This is a genomic window from Burkholderia sp. JPY481 (assembly GCF_038900515.1).
Lineage (GTDB): Bacteria > Pseudomonadota > Gammaproteobacteria > Burkholderiales > Burkholderiaceae > Paraburkholderia > Paraburkholderia youngii.
This window is the reverse complement of record NZ_JAYMRT010000006.1, coordinates 93783-111162: the sequence shown is the minus strand read 5'-3', so window position 1 is coordinate 111162 and position 17380 is coordinate 93783. Positions and strand designations below refer to the sequence as shown.

The following is a 17380-nucleotide window of genomic DNA, read 5'->3' as shown; positions in this document are numbered from 1 at the left end:
GCGCACGAGTATAGGTAGTGCGAGCGTCCCGATCAAAGCCGATTGCGACTATGGTTATGACGGCGAGCGATATGCCGCGCGCGGATTAGAAAAAATTGCCACGGCCATCCGATGACACCGTCAATCCGGTGCGATTTCCGCGATCACGCTAAACGATTCGAGCGTATAGCCCATATTGAAATACCCCGCGCGCGCGTAAGTCGCAATGCGCTCAAGGCGCTCGGGATCGTTGCGCGGCCGGTCGCGATGGACCCGCTGCCGCACGGCTTCGAAGGAGCCGGACACGGCCCGCCGATAGAACGATGCGAGATTCAATGACATCGTGCGCCCTCCTGCTGATGGCATGCATCGAATCTAGTCAGCAGCGCGCGCTTGTGCAAACAAGCATTTGTGCAATGCTTTGCGCCGCCCATGCGATGTCGGTCCGGCGGTGCCGACACGACGGGTTGTCCGCTTACGCTCAACCGCGATAACGATAGCGCTCGATATTATTTGTGCGCTAACGAGCGCCTCTCTACGATCTGGTGTCCTCCACTTCGATCGCATTCCCAGCATGACTACGACAAATGCACTCAGGGCCGCACTTCTCTCCGTTCTCGTTACTTGCGGCATCGTCGGTGCTCAACCGGCGCTTGCGGCAGGACAAACGGTGCGAGTCGGGATCATGTCCGGCGAGGACGAAGACGTGTGGCGTGCGGTCGCCGCCAACGCGGCCAGGCAGGGCATCACCGTCAAGATCACGACCTTCTCCGACTATACGCAGCCGAACGAAGCGCTCGCTGAACACGACCTCGATGCGAACTCGTTCCAGCACAAGCCCTATCTCGATGCGCAGATCGCCGCCCGCCACTATCAGATCGTGCCCGTCGGCTATACCTACGTGCAGCCAATCGGTCTCTACTCGCGCAAGGTGAAATCGGTCGCGGCGCTGCCGCAGAATGCGACCATCGGCGTGCCGAACGATCCGAGCAACGAAGGCCGCGCGCTGCTTCTGCTGCAAGCGAACGGGCTGATCAAGCTGCGCCCCGACGTCGGCCTGCTGCCGACCGCGCGCGACATCGCGGACAATCCGAAGCACATCCAGATCAAGGAGCTCGACGCGGGCATCGTCGGCCGTGCGATCGGCGACCTCGACGCCGCCGTCGTCAATACCGACTGGGCGATCAAGGCGGGCATCAAGATTCCGCAGGAACGCATCGCGCAGGAGAAGGTGCCGGGCAACCCGTATCGCAACTTCATCGCGGTCAACGCGAAAGACGCGAACGCTGCGTGGGTGAAGACGATCGTCGACAGCTACCAGCAGGCCAACGTCGCCTCGGCGATCCTGACCGTCTATCACGGCGCCACGCTGCCGGCATGGGACGGCGCGCCGCAACACTGACCCGACACGCGGATCACGCACGACTCGAGCGGCGGCGCTTCGGCCGCCGCGCATTCAGTCCTCTTCATTGCCCTCCTGATCGTATCGCCCGTCATGTCCATTATCAGAACGCCCCACGACCGCCGCACCTTCCTGAAACTTTCGCTCGGCGCCGCGGCGGCCGCGGCAGCGCCGCTTTCGTTCGCGCAAGGCAACGCGCGCACGCTGCGCGTCGGCAACCAGAAGGGTTATCTGAATCTGCTGAAGGGCCGGGGTACGCTCGAGAAGCGGCTCGCGCCGCTGAACGTATCGGTGACATGGACCGAGTTCGCGGCGGGCCCCGTGCAACTGGAAGCACTGAACGTCGGCTCGATCGATTTCGGCGACGTCGGCGAAGCACCGCCGATCTTCGCGCAGGCCGCCGGCGCACCGTTGGCCTATGTGGCGGCGACCGACAAGCGGCCGCAGTCGGAAGCGGTGCTGGTGCCGCCGCAATCGACGATCCGCTCGGTCGCGGACCTGAAGGGCAAACGGATCGCGCTTAACAAAGGCAGCAACGTCCACTACTTTCTCGTCAAGCTGCTGCGTCAGCATGGCCTGCAATACGGCGACGTAAAGCTCGTGTTCCTCGCGCCCGCCGATGCACGCGCGGCGTTCGAGCGCGCGTCGATCGACGCGTGGGTCATCTGGGATCCGTTTTTCGCCGCGGCGGAGCATTCGCTCGGCGCTCGCGTGATCGCCGATGCGAGCGGCGTAGTCGGCAATCGGGCGTTCTACTTCTCGTCGCAGAGTTATGCGGCGAACAATCCCGACGTGATCCGCATCGTGATCGAAGAACTCGACAAGGTCGATCAGTGGGGCAGGCAAAACAAGGATCAGCTCGCGAGCGAACTCGCGCAGCTATGGGGTCTGCCGAAGCAGGTCGTGGACGCGGCGGTGCAGCGTCAGCAGTTCGGCACGCAGCCGATTACCCGCGCGATTCTCGGCGAGCAGCAACAGATCGCCGATACGTTCCTCGATCTCGGCCTGATTCCGAAGCACGTCGACGTGCTGAAAGCGGCGCCTTCGAATCTCGCGTAGGCGCACCGGTGGCGCAACGACGCCGCACCTGCATCAACGCTCGGAGACCGGCCGCGTCGGCGGAGCCTGTTGTTCCTGCGGCGCGTCGCTGTACTCCGTCATGCGCCGCATCGAACTCACGCAGGCCGCGACCAACGCGAGCGCCGCGCCAATGCCGGCAATCAGCGTCAGGTGCCGGCCATGCACGAGCCCGAACACGATCGACACCACCACCGCGCCGCTCGACTGGCCGAGCAGACGACCCATCGCTTGCAGGCCGGATGCGCCGCCGCTGCGATGCCGCGGCGCACTGCCGATGATCACGCGATTGTTCGGCGACTGGAAGATGCCGAAGCCGAGGCCGCATACCGCGAGCCGCCACACGATGTCGAAACGCGTCGCCGTGTCGCCGAGCTGGCAGAGCATCGCGAGTCCGCAGCCGAACACGACGAGCCCGACGCTGCTGATGCGTCCCGGCGCCCACCGGTCGGACAGCCGGCCCGCGACCGGCGCGATCAATGCGGTCACGAGCGGCCACGGTGTCATCAGAAAGCCGGTTTGGGTTTCCGAGAGCTTCAGCGTCTGCTCGAAATAGAACGGCAGCACGATGTACGCCATCGTCTGTGCCGCGAACGAGCAGATGGACGTCGCCATCGACAATGAAAACACCGGCATGCGCAGCAGGTCGATGGGCAGCATCGGCTTCGCGAGGCGGCTTTCGCGCCGCACGAACAGCACGCCGGCCACCAGTGCGAGCGCAACCATCACGGCGCCGCGCTGCGTCGCGCCCGGCTGGTTGAAAGCCGCGAGACCCGAGATCAGCAGGCCGAAGGTGAGCGCGTTGAGCAGGACGCTCAGGCCGCTCAGGCGAGCGCCCGAGGTCGGTGTCACCGGCAAGGTGCGCGCGCCGATCGACAGCGCCAGGACGCCGAGCGGCACGTTGACGAGGAACAGCCACTGCCAGTGCGCGACCGACAGAATCGCCGACGCGATGCTCGGACCCGCCGCCGACGAAACGGCCACCACCAGCGACGATAAACCGACGCCGACGCCCAGCCGCGCCTTCGGAAAAACGAAGCGCACCAGCGCGATACTCACGCTCATGATGCCGCCCGCACCGAAGCCCTGGAACACGCGGGCGACCGCCAGCACCAGCAGCGTGTGCGCATTAGCGCAGGCGAACGACGCCAGCGTGAAGAGCACGAGTCCGCAGCAGTAGACGCGCTTGTAGCCGAGGCTGTCGCCGAGCACCGCGAGCGGCAGCAAGGACACCGTGATCGCCAGCTGATACGCGTTGACGACCCAGATCGCATTCGCGGGCGATACCGCCAGGTCGTTGCTGATGGTGGGCAGCGCGACGTTGACGATGGATGTGTCGAGCACCGACATCGTCATCGCGATGGCGATCGCGAGGTACGCAAACGCGCGTTGGGGATTGGGCAGGCCGTCGGTCATGGTGCAAGCGGGTCGAAAGAAAATACGCGGGCGACGGTGTGCCGCGCTGTTGCCGTCGCGGGTGCATTGTTGCAACTCTGACTCGCGGGAGCAAGGTTGTACCGGATGCCGGGATGATGGCTACCCGGCTTCTCAGGCATGGCACGTGCGGCGCCTGAATCGGGACGCAGTTGACCTTACTGCGCCAAAGGTTGTAGACGTGTAGGAATCGTCGCCGCTATCAGCGTCGGCGAGACACGCATGAAAACGAAACGCCCTTTTTACACGATCGGCCACTCGACGCGTCCGCTGCAGGAATTCGTCGACTTACTGAAAGGCGAACAGATCGCCTTGCTCGTCGACGTGCGCAGCATCCCGCGCTCGCGGACCAACCCGCAGTTCAATCGCGACACGCTGCCCGCCTCGCTCGCGGCGGAACATATCGACTACGTGCATCTCGCGGCGCTCGGCGGACGCCGCAGCAGGCACAAGGATGACGCGCCGTCGCCGAATGCGTACTGGACGCATCCGGCCTTTCGCAACTATGCCGACTATGCAATGAGCGACGCGTTCCGCGAGGGACTGAAGCAACTGCGGACGCTCGGTCATCGGCAGCGCTGCGCGATCATGTGTTCGGAAGCGGTCTGGTGGCGTTGCCACCGGCGTATCATTACGGACTATCTGCTGATGCACGATGAAACCGTGCTGCACATCATGGACGCGCATCACACGAACGCCGCCACGATGACGCCTGGCGCCGAGCCCCAGGCCGACGGCACGCTGATCTATCAGGCTCAGACCCAGAACTGAGCCGACTCACCACACGACTGCACGCCAGTCACCCCGCATCGCTTTATGGCCGTTACCACCAAACGTAAGCCGAAACACGACACCTCGCTCGACACGCTGCTTCACGATATCCGCGCCTGCACGCTGTGCGCACCCATGCTGCCGCACGCGCCCCGACCCGTGCTCGCGGCGTCCGCCAGCGCACGGATTCTGGTCATCGGGCAAGCGCCGGGCGCGCGCGTGCATGCGTCCGGGGTGCCGTGGAGCGACGCGAGCGGCGCGCGCCTGCGCACATGGCTCGGCGTCGACGACACGACCTTCTACGACGCTTCGAAATTCGCCATCGTGCCGATGGGCTTCTGTTTTCCGGGCCGCGGCGCGAGCGGCGATCTGCCGCCGCGTCCCGAGTGCGCGAGCCGCTGGCATCGCGAATTGCTCGCGCGGATGCGGTCGGTGAAATTGACGCTGCTGATCGGACAATACGCGCAGCGCTTCGGTCTCGGCGACGCGTTTGGCCCGACCTCGACCGATACGCTCGTCAGGTGGGCCCAGTTTGGACCGCATCTGATGCCGCTGCCGCATCCGTCGCCGCGCAATGTCGCGTGGTTCAAGCGCAATCCGTGGTTCGAAGGCGAAGTGCTGCCGACGCTGCGCGCGCATGTGGCGACGGTGTTGGCGGGCGGGGCGCTTTGAGCGCCGCGCCTCGCGAAGCCGCGGCCGCATGCTGTCTGCTGCAGCGCGTCAGCCGGTGCCACGCCGTGCGTTCGCCGGTCCGCCGACAGCGGCGCAGACCATCCATTTCACCCAGTCGGGCGCCCCTAACCACACGTTCGCGACCCCGCCGTCCCACTCTTCGGAATGGTGCGGGTATACATGGATTAGGCGGTGCAACCGCACTGCACTAACATTTTTGCGGTACCGCACGGCGCGTATCGAGCGCCTCGAATCGGGGTTGCACGTCGCCACGCCAAAGTCTCGCGCTGCCCAGCGCACTCCCGGTGCCTTCCAGCATCTGCACACGATCGACGCAACGTCGATCGCATCGACCAACGAAGACAAGAATCGGAGGATGAGATGGCACAGCAACGGGATGACAACCAGCAACAAGACAACAACTCTTTCAATCCGACGCGGCGCGGGCTGATGCAGGGCGCCGGACTCGGCGCGGCGCTCTCGCTGATGGGAGCGCTAGGCGGCGCGGACGGGCTGATCGGCAGCGCGCAAGCGGCGGAGTCGGCGTTTCCGTCGCACAAGAAGTGGAAGATCGTGTTCGTCAATCACGTCACCACCAACCCCTTCTTCGTGCCGACGCAATACGGCATTCAGGATGCCTGCTCGCTGCTCAACATGGATTATCAGTGGACCGGCTCGGCCACCTCCGACGCCGGCGAAATGGTCCGCGCCGTGAATTCGGCGATCGCCGCGAAGGCCGACGCCATCGCGGTGCCGATCGTCGATCCGAGCGCTTTCGACAAGCCCATCCAGGCTGCGCTCGACGCCGGCATTCCGGTGTTCGCCTATAACGCCGACGCGCCGCGCGGCAAGAAGAATCCGCGCCTCGCGTATATCGGCCAGGACCTGTATCTGTCCGGCTACCAGATGGGCGAGCGCATCGTGAGCCTTATCGACAGCGGCATGGTCGCGCTGTTCATTGCGACGCCGGGGCAGCTCAACATCCAGCCGCGTATGGACGGTGCGAGCGACGCGATCAAGAAGTCCGGCAAGAAGATCGACATTCAGACCGTGGCCACGGGCGCGACCGTCAACGAGGAGTTGTCGAAGATCAAGGCGTTCTATCTGGGACACCAGGACCTGAAGGGCATGTTCGCCGTGGATGCGGGCAGCACGCAGGGCGTTGCGCAGGTGATGAAGGAATCGAACCTCCCCGCGAAGGGCGTGCACGGCGGCGGCTTCGACTTGCTGCCGACCACGATCCAGCTGATCCACGAAGGCTACCTCGACTTCACCATCGACCAGCAGCCGTACGTTCAAGGTTTCTATACGGTGATGCAGGCGTTCGTGTTCCTCAGCTCGGGCGGCCTCGTCGGGCCGGCCGAAATCAATACCGGCCTGAAGTTCGTGACCAAGGAGAACGTCGAGCCGTACCTCAATACCTCGACGCGCTTCGAAGGCAAGACCGATAAGCAGCAAATCGTCCCGCGGTCCGGCGCAATCAAGTCCTGATGAATACAGTGAACGAAACCAGCAACACCGAAGCAGTCCGCGCGCCCCGGCGCGCGGGCGTTTCATTCGCGTCTCAATGGGCGGCAGAGCTGCGCATCCTGCTCGTGGCCGTGCTGCTGGCCGCCTACTTCGAATTCGCGAACCACGATTTCCTGCTCACCAACGCGAGCCTCGTCAACCTGTCGCAATTCATCGCGCCAGTAGCGATCATCGCGTTCGGCGAAATCATGCTGATGATCGGCGGCGACATCGATCTGTCGGCGGGCATGGTGTTCGCGTTCGCGCCATTCATGATGGTGTTCGCGAATGACGCGGGCGCGCCGATGTGGCTCGCCGTAATCGCGGGGCTCGTGGCGGCGGGAATGGTCGGCTTCGCGAATGGGGCGGTGACCGTGTGGCTGCGACTGCCCTCTTTCGTCACGACGCTCGGTACGCTCTTTCTGATCAACGGCATCACGCTCACGATCTCGCGCGGCACGCCCGCCCCCACGCCGGGTTCGCCCGCGTTCGCCGCGGTCATGGGTGCGTGGGGCTACAGCGAGATCATCTGGACCCTCGTGATCGCGTTCGCGATGCACGTGCTGTTGCGGCATACACGCTGGGGCCTGCACACGCAGGCCGCGGGTGCGAATCCGCTCGGCGCGAGCGAGGCCGGCATTCATGTGAAGCGGCTGCGCCTCGGCAACTTCATTCTCGCCGCGGTGCTGGCGGGCTTCACCGGCATGCTAGAAGCCTTTCGCATTACCTCGATCGACCCGCAGGCGGGCGGCAACCAGATTATGTTCCTTGCCGTGGCCGCGGCCGTGATCGGCGGCACGCCGCTGACGGGCGGCTCGGGCACCATCGTGGGCGGCCTCATCGGCGCAGCGGTGCTCGGCATTCTCAACGACGGCTTTACGCTGATCGGCATCAACGCGTTTACGTTCAACATCATTCTTGGCGCCGCGATTCTGGCGGCGATGATCTTCAACATCCACGTCGGGCGCATTCGCCGCAAGGGTGGACGCTGATGGACCAATCGCAAACCTCCTCTGCAGGGGTGAATGCCACCTCGGCTGCGCTCGGCGCGGCGAATACGCCGCTCGCGCTGCGCGGCGACAATCTCGTCAAACGCTTCGGCGCGGTGACGGCGCTCGACGGCGTCTCGCTCACGCTCGGCAAGGGCGAGATCCTCGGCATCCTCGGCGACAACGGCGCGGGCAAGTCCACGCTCGTGAAAATTCTCACTGGCTTTCATCAGCAGACGAGCGGCACGCTCCACATCGACGGCGAGGAGACGCTGTTGCGCTCGGTCGATCATGCGCGCGCGCTCGGCATCGAATGCGTGTATCAGGATCTCGCGCTCGCGAATTCGCTGAGCATTTACCACAACATGTTCCTGAACCGCGAAATCGTGCGGCGCGGACCGTTCAGGCTGCTCGATCACAACCAGATGCGCGAGCGCGCGGCGCAATGTCTCGACGATATCGGCGTGCACGTGCCTTCGGTGGATTTGCCCGTGGAGCGTCTGTCGGGCGGCCAGCGCCAGGCGATCGCCGTGGCGCGCGCGGTGCATTCGAACGCGAAGATCCTGTTGCTCGACGAGCCGCTCGCCGCGATGGGCGCGCGCGAGGCGGGGCTCATCATCGACCTGCTGATGCGCCTGAAGGAAAAAGGCGGCCTGTCGATCATCATGATCATGCACAACTATGCGCAGACGCTCGATATCGCGGATCGCATCATGTTGATGCAGCGAGGCCGCGTGACCTACGAGCAACAGAGCGCGCTGACTTCGGTGGCGGAACTGATGGACATCGTGCAGCGGGAATACCGGGCCATGCGCGCCGGCGCGCAGTGAGCCCGTTGACGTTGGTCAGGATCAGAAATCGATCTTCGCGTTCACGCTGACCATGCGCGGATCGCCCGGGGCGATGTAGTCCGTGTACTGGAACATCCAGTAGCGGCGATTGGTGATGTTGTCGATCGCCGCACGCAGCGTCACGTCGTGCCCACCGATTCGCGTCAAATAGTTCGCTCCGACGTTCACGATCATGTAGCCGCTCGTCTGCAGGTCGCCTGCTGGACGCACCTTCGTGCTGCTGGTGAACTTCGCGTCCGCGCCGAGCTGCAGGCCCGGCACGGCGGGCACGTCGTAGGTCACGCGGCCGGCGGCGACGAACAGCGGCGCTCCGGCCACCCGGTTGCCGTTGAAGGCCTGTCCCTTCGCGTACCAGGTGTCGAGCAGCATCAGGTTGCCGGTCACCTGCCAATTGCGGCCGAGGCGCACACTGCTGCCCGCTTCGAGACCCTGGTAGATTGAGTTGCCGTCCTGCACGTAGACATTCTGGCTGTTCGCGTACGCGGCTCCGCGTTCGATGCGGAACAGCGCGGCCGTCGCCGCCCAGCGCTCATGCTCGCTCTTGATGCCGACCTCGTACTGACGCGAGCGCAGTGGACGCAGCAGCGCGCCGGCGTTCGCGTAGATGTCGGCCACCATCGCGCCCTGCTCGAGCGACTCCACGTAGCTCGCGTAGAGCGTGGTGTGCGGCTCCAGTTTGTACATCAGCGCGACGGTCGGCGTCAGCACGCCGTTCTGCCCGTACGAAGACGACAGCGAACCGTTGATGTGGTACGACTGCTGATCGAAGTTCGTGTAGCGCAGGCCCGCGAGCAGCGACCAGCGATCCGTCAGCTGGATCGTGTCGCTCGCGAACAGCGCCTTCTGCGTGATCTCGTTCGCACGATATTTGTCGAGCCCGGCGCCCGAATAAAAGCGCCACGGGTTTGGCTGATACAGGTTGCCGTTGCCCAGCGTGAAGTAATTCGAAACGGCGCTGTAGTCGTTCGTCTGGTACTGCCACGACGCGCCGAGCGCCAGTTGATGCGTGAAGAGGCCGGTCTTCACCGTGCCTTCGAATACGCCCTGCCAGTAGATGTCCTGGTGGCCTTCGTCGCCGTTCCAGCGGCTGTCGGTGTAGTCGCCCGCCTGGTTCAGCAGCGTCAGCGTGCTTTCGTTGCGGTCGCGCGACGACTTGCTGTAGCTCGCCGACGTGTTGAACGACCAGTTCGGCGTGATCTGATACCTGACGCCCGCCGTGTACAACTGCAGGTTGGTGTTCAGATGCTGATCGGTGCCGCCGAGCAGGTTGGTGCCGCCGCTGACCGGCGCGGGCAGGCTCGTGCCCGTAAGGCTGCCCGTGTAGATCGCGGGGGTCTGGCCGCTCGAGCGGCTTTGCTGATAGATCGCGTCGAAGTAGACGTCGACGTCGCGCGTGAGGCGGCCGTCGAGCGACACCGCCAGCGAATTGCGATTGATGTCACCCGCGTTGTAGGTCTTGCCGGCCTCGTGCGTGTAGTTGACGCGCGCGCCGAACATGTCGTCCGGACCAAAGCGCCGGCTGAGATCGACGTGCTGGCTGAACACGCTGTCCATCCGGTAGCCGGCCGACACGCTCGTCACCGGCTGATCCGCCGGCTTCTTCGTCACGTAGTTGACGACCCCGCCCGGCTGCACGAAGCCGTACATGAAACCGCCAAGGCCCTTCAGCAGTTCGACGCGTTCGAGGTTTTCATAAGGCATCGTGATGCCGTACGAGATGAACGGATTGCCGTTGATGCGAAAGCCGTTCTGCCAATCGATCGGCAGGCCGCGAATCGAGATGTACGTGGCCCACGCGCTGTACGCATTGGTGCTGTCGGTGACCGATGCGTCGACCGCGAACACGTCGCCGAGCTTGTTCGCCTGACGGTCGGCGAGTTCCTCGCCGGTCACGACCGTGGTCGAGAACGGCGTGTCGAGCTGCGAGCGCGTACCCAGCGCACCGACCGACACGGGCGTGCGCAAGTGCATCGGCGAATCCGTCTGGGCGGCCGCGCTGACGTTGACGGCCGGTAGCGCCTGATCGCCGCCGCTAGCGGCCGTCGCCGTGGCAGCTGGGCTACTGGCCGGCGTCGCGGCTTCTTCCCCGCTGGAGGCGCTTTGCGCGAAAGCGGATTGCGCGGCGCCGGCAAAGGCCAGCCAAACCGCAATCTGCATGTGACGATGGAGTGTGAGCCTTGTTGGACGTGTGGTTTTTTGATTTTTCATGTCTACCAGCGAGCAAGCGCCTCTGTCGGTTGCAAATGCGATTGATTCGCATTCATGAGGCGCGATGGTAGCAAAGGCTTTTGCCTTTTGAAAGCTTTACGGTGGGATTCGAATCGCTTGCGGTGGTGACGGCGCCACAGAAGTGCCGCCCCGCGTGGGATGCACCGCTCTAACAGGTGTGGGTCGATGAAGCCCCACGGGAGGAAGGGTTTCTCTCTGGGAACTTATCGAAGTCGACGAGTCCGGCGAGCGTTCCGCCGGAATCCGCGGAGGTTAGTAATCGAGCGCGCTGGCCTTCCGTGGCCACGCTGTACGCGGCCCGTCATAGCGAATCAGGAGGCGCTGCGATGCCTCGACAATGCGGACCGGTGATGGATGTCGTCGTTCACTAGCGCGGCACTCTCAGCCGATACAGTCAAGTGTCCTTCCAATGAGAGCCGCAGGACGAGAAGCATGATCAACGGCGACACCGGCGAAAGATGTCGCAGGAATGATCCGTAGTCCGGCTCGAAGATAGCTTGCGTTGACAGGAAACTAACCAGAAAACAAAAACACAGCGTCTCGAATCGGCCCACCGGAAATAGTGTCGCGGCGGAGCGATATCGCAAGAACACGGCCGCAAAGGTAAAAAACACGCCAATGCCGCCCAGCATTTGCAGCGGAGAACCCGACGTGATCAACCGCACCGGCAAAACGAACGTCGCCAGTGTGATGGCCACGTTTGCCACGCCGACGAACATACTGCTGCCCGGAATGAACTGCACGATCATCGACCCCACTTCCTCAGGATCCCGCCACTCATTGGCATTCTGCCTCGCGAAATCCAGTGATTCGCCATAGGCCTTCTGGAACACGAACGCCACAATCACAAACATAGCAAGTGCGAAAAGGATCAATGAAATCGGCTTTCTGAAGCCGTTTGGCGCCAAATAAAGAAACACGGTCGCGACCAGTGTAATAGCCCAGTACGACCTGAAGTACACGGCCACCAGCGTCGCCAGGACTACAAACAAAGCCAATATCGCGCGCGATGAGTTGTAAAACAGCAACAACAGAACCAGAATCGAAATAACCACTTCTTTTGACGGAACGCCGATGTAGACAGTCTGATTGACGAGCCAGAAGGCGACCAGAAAGAACTCGGTCGGCTTCAGCGAAGTGACACCAGACCTCCAGATGGCGAAAAACATGCCGATAGTCGACGCGAGAAAGCCCACCAACGAAATAGAGAAACTCTGGAGGCCGAAAAAGTTGAAAAACCACGCGAGATTGTCGAATGAGTCTCCAAACGCCTTGAAAGCCGTGACGGTCTTCATCCGGTCGAAGATCACCAGTTCGTCAAAAAGAAACCGCGCCGGCAAGGTGCTATCGTGAAACGCGGAGATCGCATACAGCGCAATGAATAGAATGAACCAGACCGCCGTCGAGACGCCTGGACTCGCATTCCTGCCGATGATGCCGGGGAGTTTTACAATGCGCATTCTCTTTCCCTGAACGATTGAGCGACTCGCCTGTCACGGCGCTTCAAAGCTAGGTTGTCGATTCAGATAGGCGTCCGGTCCCTTGCCGATCTTGAGCGCCTGGTAAGTACCCACGCTTGCCACAAGCGTTCCACAGACACTGAGCAGAACAAGCGATTGGATGAAACCGACGCCGAGGAAATGAGCCGTCGCAAAGATCAGGAAAATCGATACGGCGTTGACCATTTGAATCACCATGTCGATCTTCAACCGGTTCGCAACAATGAATACCTGAGCCATCGAGCCATAGATCGCCATCGTGATGAAATAGGGAATAAAGATCAGGTACACCGACATCGACGGTTCCCATTCGTCGCCCATCTTCACGTGGATAATGAGGCTAAGGCCTGCATAGCACGCCGCCACCAGAGAAATGCTGATCAACGTCAGCATAGTAAAGAACTGCTTCGACGGATTCACTCCGTCTTTTCTGTGGCCGTCGAAATAATCGATCAGATCGCGGCGGAAGACGGCGCCCAGACTTTGCGACAAAAGAGATGCAGGGAAGTAACCCACGCGATACGCCAGCGCAAAGATGCCGGCGTCACGATGATCGAAGATCATCGGCATCAGGATCGCGGACGCATAGATCACGAATGAATTCAGCGTAGTGGTCGGAATACCGAATTTTGCATACTGGATCTGAAGCGTGGAGAACTTAAGGAAGGACACTGGGATCATCTGGCGGCCCGAATAAAGGCAGATCGCGGCCGGCACAACGGACGAGCCCAGAAAAATCCAGCTATAGATGTTGAATACGGTGGTGCCGCTCACCTCGCCTTTGGAAAACATCACCATGCCGACAAAGTAGACGGCGAACGCGGCATTGGGAAAGAATCGGATCGTCGCGATCTGCGTGTACTTTCGTTCGGTGGTGAGCGCTCCGCACAATGCCTGTTGCAGGAACACGCCAAGTGCCAAACCGATAACCGGTATGTATTCCGTGTGACCGGCGGCTGCGGTGGCCACCACCAGTGCCACGCCGATCATGATGGCGACCGCGCTGGAACTCGTCATTGCGCGCACGGCTTGCGCCTTGTCCGCCGCCATGCATGCGACCTCCAGACGCAAGCCGATCACCGACCCGATAAAAAGACCACCTGCCATGAGTTGGCTGAAGTACCCCAGAGCCGTCGGTCCGCAAAACTTCCCGATCAATAGAATCGAAACGAAATTGAGCGCCTGACTCAGCACCACTCCAGCGACACTTACGATCGAATGTTTGATATTCACAATTTATCTACGTCGAAGTCCGGGTGAATTTTTTCTTCGCTCTACACGACGATGGTGGTCGTCTGAAAGCTAGCCTTTCTGCGTCTTTCCGCTGGCCGGCAATGCGTCGAGATAGGAAGCATTGCGATAGAGGCCGGCTCGCGAGCCCAGACTGTAACGATAGACGTCCGTATCGATCCCGTTGAAGATCACACCCTTCACCCGGGCATTCGCCTGCTTGAGTTGTTTGGTCGCCTCCTGCACCTGCGCGATGGAAGTCGTCTCGAAGCGCGTCACCAGCAACACGGTGCCGCAGCTATCCGCGAGCGCGGTCGCGTCGGATACGGCCAGCACGGGCGGTGTGTCGATCAGCACGATGTCGTAGTCGCTCGTCTTCGCGAGGAACTGCTGCATGCGCTCGCTTACCAGCAGCTCCGCCGGGTTCTCCGGGATCGCGCCGCGCGCAACGAAGTCGAGGCCCGGGCGCACGTCACGCATGATCACCGCGTCGGACGTCACCTCCGACGACAGATAGTCCCCCAGGCCCGGCGTCGAGTCGAGGCCGAAGTACTGCTCCAGATGGCCTTTGCGCAGATCCGCGTCGATCAGCAACACCCGCTTGCCTGCTGCCGCGACGACCGCCGCCAGATTCGCCGAGAGAAACGACTTGCCCACCTGTTCGGTCGGCCCCGTCAGCAGCACGCGGTTGTCGCCCGACTCCGATTCGAGCATTGCAAAATGCAGCGCGGTTCTGAGCCGGCGCAGGCTTTCAATCGACGGATCGCGCGGAAACTCGCTCGCCAGCAGGAACTTCTCGTCCGCGGGCAGCTTCGGCGCCTTGCCGATGCGCGCGACTTTCGCCTGCGACAGCGGCACGGTCGCATACACGTTCAGGCCCGTCTGCTCCTCGATCTCCTGCGCGTCGGTCACGCCCCGATAGAGCGCCGTACGCGCGAACGCTGCACCCACACCCAGAATCAGGCCGCCCAACGCCGCATAGATAATCACCAGCAGTTTGTTCGGCTTGATCGGGTCTTTGGGCACCACCGGGTTATCGATCAGCCGCACCGTCCCCACCTTGCCCGCGCGAACCAGCTTCAGCTGTTGCATGTTGTTCAACATGCCAACATAAAGCTCGTTGTTCACGTTCATGTCACGCGTCAGGCGTACCGCATTCTGCTCCAGGTCCGGCAACGCCTGTTCCTGCTGCGACAGGCTGCCGATCCTGCTGCCCAGCATGCCGATCTGCTGATCGAGCGCCTGGATCGCCGGGTGACCCGGCGCGTAGATCGCGCTCATTTCCGCGCGCTTCTGCTTCAGTTCCAGCAGGCTGCGCTGCGTGGCCACGCTCTGATCCAGATAGGCCTTGCCCTGCTCACTCAGATTGAACACGCCCATGCGGTTGCGCATGTCGTTATAGCGCCCCTCGGCGCGCTCCAGGTCGCTCTTGAGCTGCGGCAGCTGGGCGCTCAGGAACTCGAGCGACTTCTCGGCTTCCGCCGCCTTGCGCTTCAGATTCTGGTCGACATACGCTTTGCCGATTTCGGCAAGCGTGCTGGCCGTCAGCATCCGCTCGGAGCCCGTCAGCGACGCGCCGATGATGCCGCTGTCCTTGCCCTTCTGCGACACGGTCAGCCTGTTCTGCAGGTTTTCCACCGTCTTCTCGCGCGACTGCCGCTCCAGAATGAATTGCGTGCCCGGCCTGGCGTTCAGCGCATCGACCCGCAGCGTGATCGCGCCTTCAGGCAGTGTCGTGTCGAGCGTGGCGCCCACGCGGCCCTCGATCGGCTCGCTCAGATCCGACTGCTCCAGCCGGTAGCGCCCGTCCTCCAGAACGGTCAGCACGAACTTCTCGCCTTCGAATGCTTCCGGAACGTTGAAGCTGGACACCCTGACCGATTCATTGCCCCACGCATATCCGCCAAATCCAAAGAGACCTGGCGAGGAAAGGCTTTTGGCCTGCCGCCCCAGCCACTCGCCGATCAACGGAAAGCGCTTCGGCCTGGCGCTGATATCGAGGTGCAGATCGTCGACGGCTTTGCCGACCACCATTCTCGACTGGATGATTTCCATCTCGGCCGTCGCCTCTGTCTTGACGTCGAACATGCTCGAGACGTCGCCCAGAGGACTCTTTGAATTGTTGGTCGGGATGCTGTCTTCCACCTGCACGAGAATATCGGCCTGGTACACCGATGGCGCGATAAACGCGTACGCCACGCCCAGGGCGAGCACGCTGCCGGCGATTCCACCGACCAGCCAGCGGTTGGCCATCAGTACGTCGAAATAACGTGAAAGACTGACATCGTTATTGCGCACCACGGCAGCATTCGTAAGGAGAGAGTTCTGATTCATCGAAACCCCAGGGCGGGTGTACGAAAAGGATGGAAGCTGGATTCAAGATGCAGGCGATACGGCGTTGCCAATTCTCGGTTTCTGTCACGGGACGGCAACATTTTGAATGCTGACGCTGCGTGCGTCAGTTCGGTGTGCAACGCAATTTTGCGATGTTCCTCCGCTTTGCGCGCCACCAACTTCAGAATAATCGTCTTACCGTATAAACATAAAGACTGCCTAATTCTCCGCTGAACCCCTGTTTCCCCGCAGTAGATCCAGCTCTGGAAAAATAGCGCATACGGCGCACTAACGAGTATCCCAGAATACCTGAAGGCCGTCATTATCTCTGTACGCTAACGCACATCGCTTTCGTGGCTGCAACGTCAGAATCCCATTCAATGCCGTTAGCTTGGGATGCATATGAAACAATTGATGCGTGAGATTTTCACACGCGCGCTCCTTTTCAGTGGAACCCCCGCCGCGATTCGCGCCTTGCTTTGGCGGGATCGCACCGCGATTCTGCTCTATCACGATCCATCACCCGCCACGCTCGAGGCTCATTTCGAGTACCTGAAAAACAAGGTTGAGTTCGTGCCCTTGTCGCAGGCAAATTCGCGTGGTAGTGGTCGCCCGCGCGTAGCCGTCACGTTTGATGACGGCCATATTGGCAATGCGAAGTTGCTGCCCGTATTCATTAAGTACGGTGTGTACCCGACCATTTACATTTGCAGCAGCATCGTGGCGCAAGATCGTACTCACTGGTTCCTACATCCTGTCGCGAAGGATGCAGGTGTGAAGCGGCTCATCCGCATGAAAAACCGGGAGCGCCTGGCTGAACTGGACGCGCGAGGCTTTCATCAGGACTTGCTTGACGCATCGGCGACGATTAGTGGTCTCAGCGCCGCCCATATAGAAGAGATGCGCCCTTATGTCGACTTCCAGTCGCACACGCGCTATCACCCTACACTGACCTTCTGTGAAGATGAAGAATGCTTTGAAGAGCTCGCGCTTTCAAAATTGGAGGTAGAACGGATCGTCGGTAAGCCATGCGAGCATTTCGCGTATCCCTATGGCATTTTTGGCCCGCGCGAAGTCGAACTGCTGAAGGCCGCCGGCTACAAGAGCGCACGCACGACCGACGTCGGCTGGAACGACGAAGGAAGCGATCCGTTCCGGCTCAAGGCGTTCGACATTGACGATCACTCTTCCGTAGCGTGGTTCGCCGCGCAGCTTACAGGCCTGACGTTGGCACCGCGCTATCTACGACTGGGACGCGTCCGGCGCTTCGCTCAGCGCATCTTCAGCAGACCCCGTGTATTGAATCAGGCGTAAATAGCGCAGCGCCGCCGACCACCGCGCACGGACCGAATTGGGTCGAGGCGAGGCAATGTCGCCCGAGCGACGACGAGACAGACCGCGCTG

Annotated in this window: 14 protein-coding genes; 8 read left to right on the top strand and 6 right to left on the bottom strand. The window is 61.9% G+C overall.

What is annotated here, in order from left to right:
• Positions 1 to 120: 120 nt before the first annotated feature.
• Positions 121 to 321 (bottom strand): hypothetical protein, encoded by a 201-nt coding sequence (locus tag VSR82_RS16900; protein ID WP_368583935.1) that lies wholly within the window; start codon positions 319 to 321, stop codon positions 121 to 123.
• A gap of 232 nt (positions 322 to 553) precedes the next feature.
• On the opposite strand from VSR82_RS16900, the gene VSR82_RS16895 reads away from it, so the two are divergent.
• Positions 554 to 1381: a MetQ/NlpA family ABC transporter substrate-binding protein gene (locus VSR82_RS16895; RefSeq protein WP_429462650.1), complete on the top strand. Its 828-nt coding sequence runs from the start codon at positions 554 to 556 to the stop codon at positions 1379 to 1381.
• 93 nt (positions 1382 to 1474) lie between these two features.
• Positions 1475 to 2440, top strand: a complete 966-nt coding sequence (locus VSR82_RS16890; RefSeq protein WP_410850085.1) for a sulfonate ABC transporter substrate-binding protein — start codon at positions 1475 to 1477, stop codon at positions 2438 to 2440.
• Positions 2441 to 2473: 33 nt separating this feature from the next.
• On the opposite strand, the gene VSR82_RS16885 is transcribed toward VSR82_RS16890, so the two are convergent.
• A complete protein-coding gene (locus VSR82_RS16885; RefSeq protein ID WP_410850086.1) occupies positions 2474 to 3874 on the bottom strand; it encodes an MFS transporter in 1401 nt (466 codons plus the stop codon).
• Between the two features lie 240 nt (positions 3875 to 4114).
• Here VSR82_RS16885 and VSR82_RS16880 point away from each other — a divergent pair, with 240 nt between their 5' ends.
• From VSR82_RS16880 to VSR82_RS16860, 5 genes are all read left to right on the top strand, one after another.
• Positions 4115 to 4663: a DUF488 domain-containing protein gene (locus VSR82_RS16880; protein WP_498857939.1), complete on the top strand. Its 549-nt coding sequence runs from the start codon at positions 4115 to 4117 to the stop codon at positions 4661 to 4663.
• A 45-nt stretch (positions 4664 to 4708) separates the two neighbouring features.
• Entirely contained in the window at positions 4709 to 5335 is a 627-nt protein-coding gene (locus VSR82_RS16875) for a uracil-DNA glycosylase family protein (protein WP_498857938.1), read from the top strand.
• A gap of 381 nt (positions 5336 to 5716) precedes the next feature.
• The gene (locus VSR82_RS16870) at positions 5717 to 6826 is read left to right on the top strand and encodes a sugar ABC transporter substrate-binding protein (RefSeq protein ID WP_429462655.1); all 1110 of its coding nucleotides are present in this window, start codon (positions 5717 to 5719) and stop codon (positions 6824 to 6826) included.
• Positions 6826 to 7836, top strand: coding sequence for an ABC transporter permease (locus VSR82_RS16865; RefSeq protein WP_429462657.1), 1011 nt, complete (start codon positions 6826 to 6828; stop codon positions 7834 to 7836). Before VSR82_RS16870 ends, VSR82_RS16865 begins: the two co-directional genes overlap by 1 nt.
• On the top strand, positions 7836 to 8663 hold the full coding sequence (locus VSR82_RS16860) for an ATP-binding cassette domain-containing protein (protein ID WP_429462659.1): 828 nt from the start codon (positions 7836 to 7838) through the stop codon (positions 8661 to 8663). Before VSR82_RS16865 ends, VSR82_RS16860 begins: the two co-directional genes overlap by 1 nt.
• Positions 8664 to 8684: 21 nt before the next feature.
• Here the strand turns inward: VSR82_RS16860 and VSR82_RS16855 are convergent, their stop codons facing one another.
• The 4 genes from VSR82_RS16855 to VSR82_RS16840 form a co-directional block, all read right to left on the bottom strand.
• Positions 8685 to 10841: a TonB-dependent siderophore receptor gene (locus VSR82_RS16855; RefSeq protein ID WP_429462661.1), complete on the bottom strand. Its 2157-nt coding sequence runs from the start codon at positions 10839 to 10841 to the stop codon at positions 8685 to 8687.
• 383 nt (positions 10842 to 11224) lie between these two features.
• The gene (locus VSR82_RS16850; protein ID WP_498857937.1) at positions 11225 to 12373 is read right to left on the bottom strand and encodes a hypothetical protein; all 1149 of its coding nucleotides are present in this window, start codon (positions 12371 to 12373) and stop codon (positions 11225 to 11227) included.
• A gap of 33 nt (positions 12374 to 12406) precedes the next feature.
• Positions 12407 to 13645 (bottom strand): lipopolysaccharide biosynthesis protein, encoded by a 1239-nt coding sequence (locus VSR82_RS16845; protein ID WP_429462663.1) that lies wholly within the window; start codon positions 13643 to 13645, stop codon positions 12407 to 12409.
• A gap of 69 nt (positions 13646 to 13714) precedes the next feature.
• The gene (locus tag VSR82_RS16840) at positions 13715 to 15976 is read right to left on the bottom strand and encodes a polysaccharide biosynthesis tyrosine autokinase (RefSeq protein ID WP_498857936.1); all 2262 of its coding nucleotides are present in this window, start codon (positions 15974 to 15976) and stop codon (positions 13715 to 13717) included.
• A gap of 402 nt (positions 15977 to 16378) precedes the next feature.
• Between VSR82_RS16840 and VSR82_RS16835 the strand changes: the two genes are divergently transcribed.
• Entirely contained in the window at positions 16379 to 17290 is a 912-nt protein-coding gene (locus tag VSR82_RS16835) for a polysaccharide deacetylase family protein (RefSeq protein WP_429462667.1), read from the top strand.
• The last annotated feature ends 90 nt before the right edge of the window (positions 17291 to 17380 follow it).

What these genes read in the sequence shown, in the direction of transcription:
- VSR82_RS16900 (WP_368583935.1), bottom strand. Translation starts at nt 321, where the DNA reads ATGTCATTGAATCTCGCATCGTTCTATCGGCGGGCCGTGTCCGGCTCC.
- VSR82_RS16895 (WP_429462650.1), top strand. Translation starts at nt 554, where the DNA reads ATGACTACGACAAATGCACTCAGGGCCGCACTTCTCTCCGTTCTCGTT.
- VSR82_RS16890 (WP_410850085.1), top strand. Translation starts at nt 1,475, where the DNA reads ATGTCCATTATCAGAACGCCCCACGACCGCCGCACCTTCCTGAAACTT.
- VSR82_RS16885 (WP_410850086.1), bottom strand. Translation starts at nt 3,874, where the DNA reads ATGACCGACGGCCTGCCCAATCCCCAACGCGCGTTTGCGTACCTCGCG.
- VSR82_RS16880 (WP_498857939.1), top strand. Translation starts at nt 4,115, where the DNA reads ATGAAAACGAAACGCCCTTTTTACACGATCGGCCACTCGACGCGTCCG.
- VSR82_RS16875 (WP_498857938.1), top strand. Translation starts at nt 4,709, where the DNA reads ATGGCCGTTACCACCAAACGTAAGCCGAAACACGACACCTCGCTCGAC.
- VSR82_RS16870 (WP_429462655.1), top strand. Translation starts at nt 5,717, where the DNA reads ATGGCACAGCAACGGGATGACAACCAGCAACAAGACAACAACTCTTTC.
- VSR82_RS16865 (WP_429462657.1), top strand. Translation starts at nt 6,826, where the DNA reads ATGAATACAGTGAACGAAACCAGCAACACCGAAGCAGTCCGCGCGCCC.
- VSR82_RS16860 (WP_429462659.1), top strand. Translation starts at nt 7,836, where the DNA reads ATGGACCAATCGCAAACCTCCTCTGCAGGGGTGAATGCCACCTCGGCT.
- VSR82_RS16855 (WP_429462661.1), bottom strand. Translation starts at nt 10,841, where the DNA reads ATGCAGATTGCGGTTTGGCTGGCCTTTGCCGGCGCCGCGCAATCCGCT.
- VSR82_RS16850 (WP_498857937.1), bottom strand. Translation starts at nt 12,373, where the DNA reads ATGCGCATTGTAAAACTCCCCGGCATCATCGGCAGGAATGCGAGTCCA.
- VSR82_RS16840 (WP_498857936.1), bottom strand. Translation starts at nt 15,976, where the DNA reads ATGAATCAGAACTCTCTCCTTACGAATGCTGCCGTGGTGCGCAATAAC.
- VSR82_RS16835 (WP_429462667.1), top strand. Translation starts at nt 16,379, where the DNA reads ATGAAACAATTGATGCGTGAGATTTTCACACGCGCGCTCCTTTTCAGT.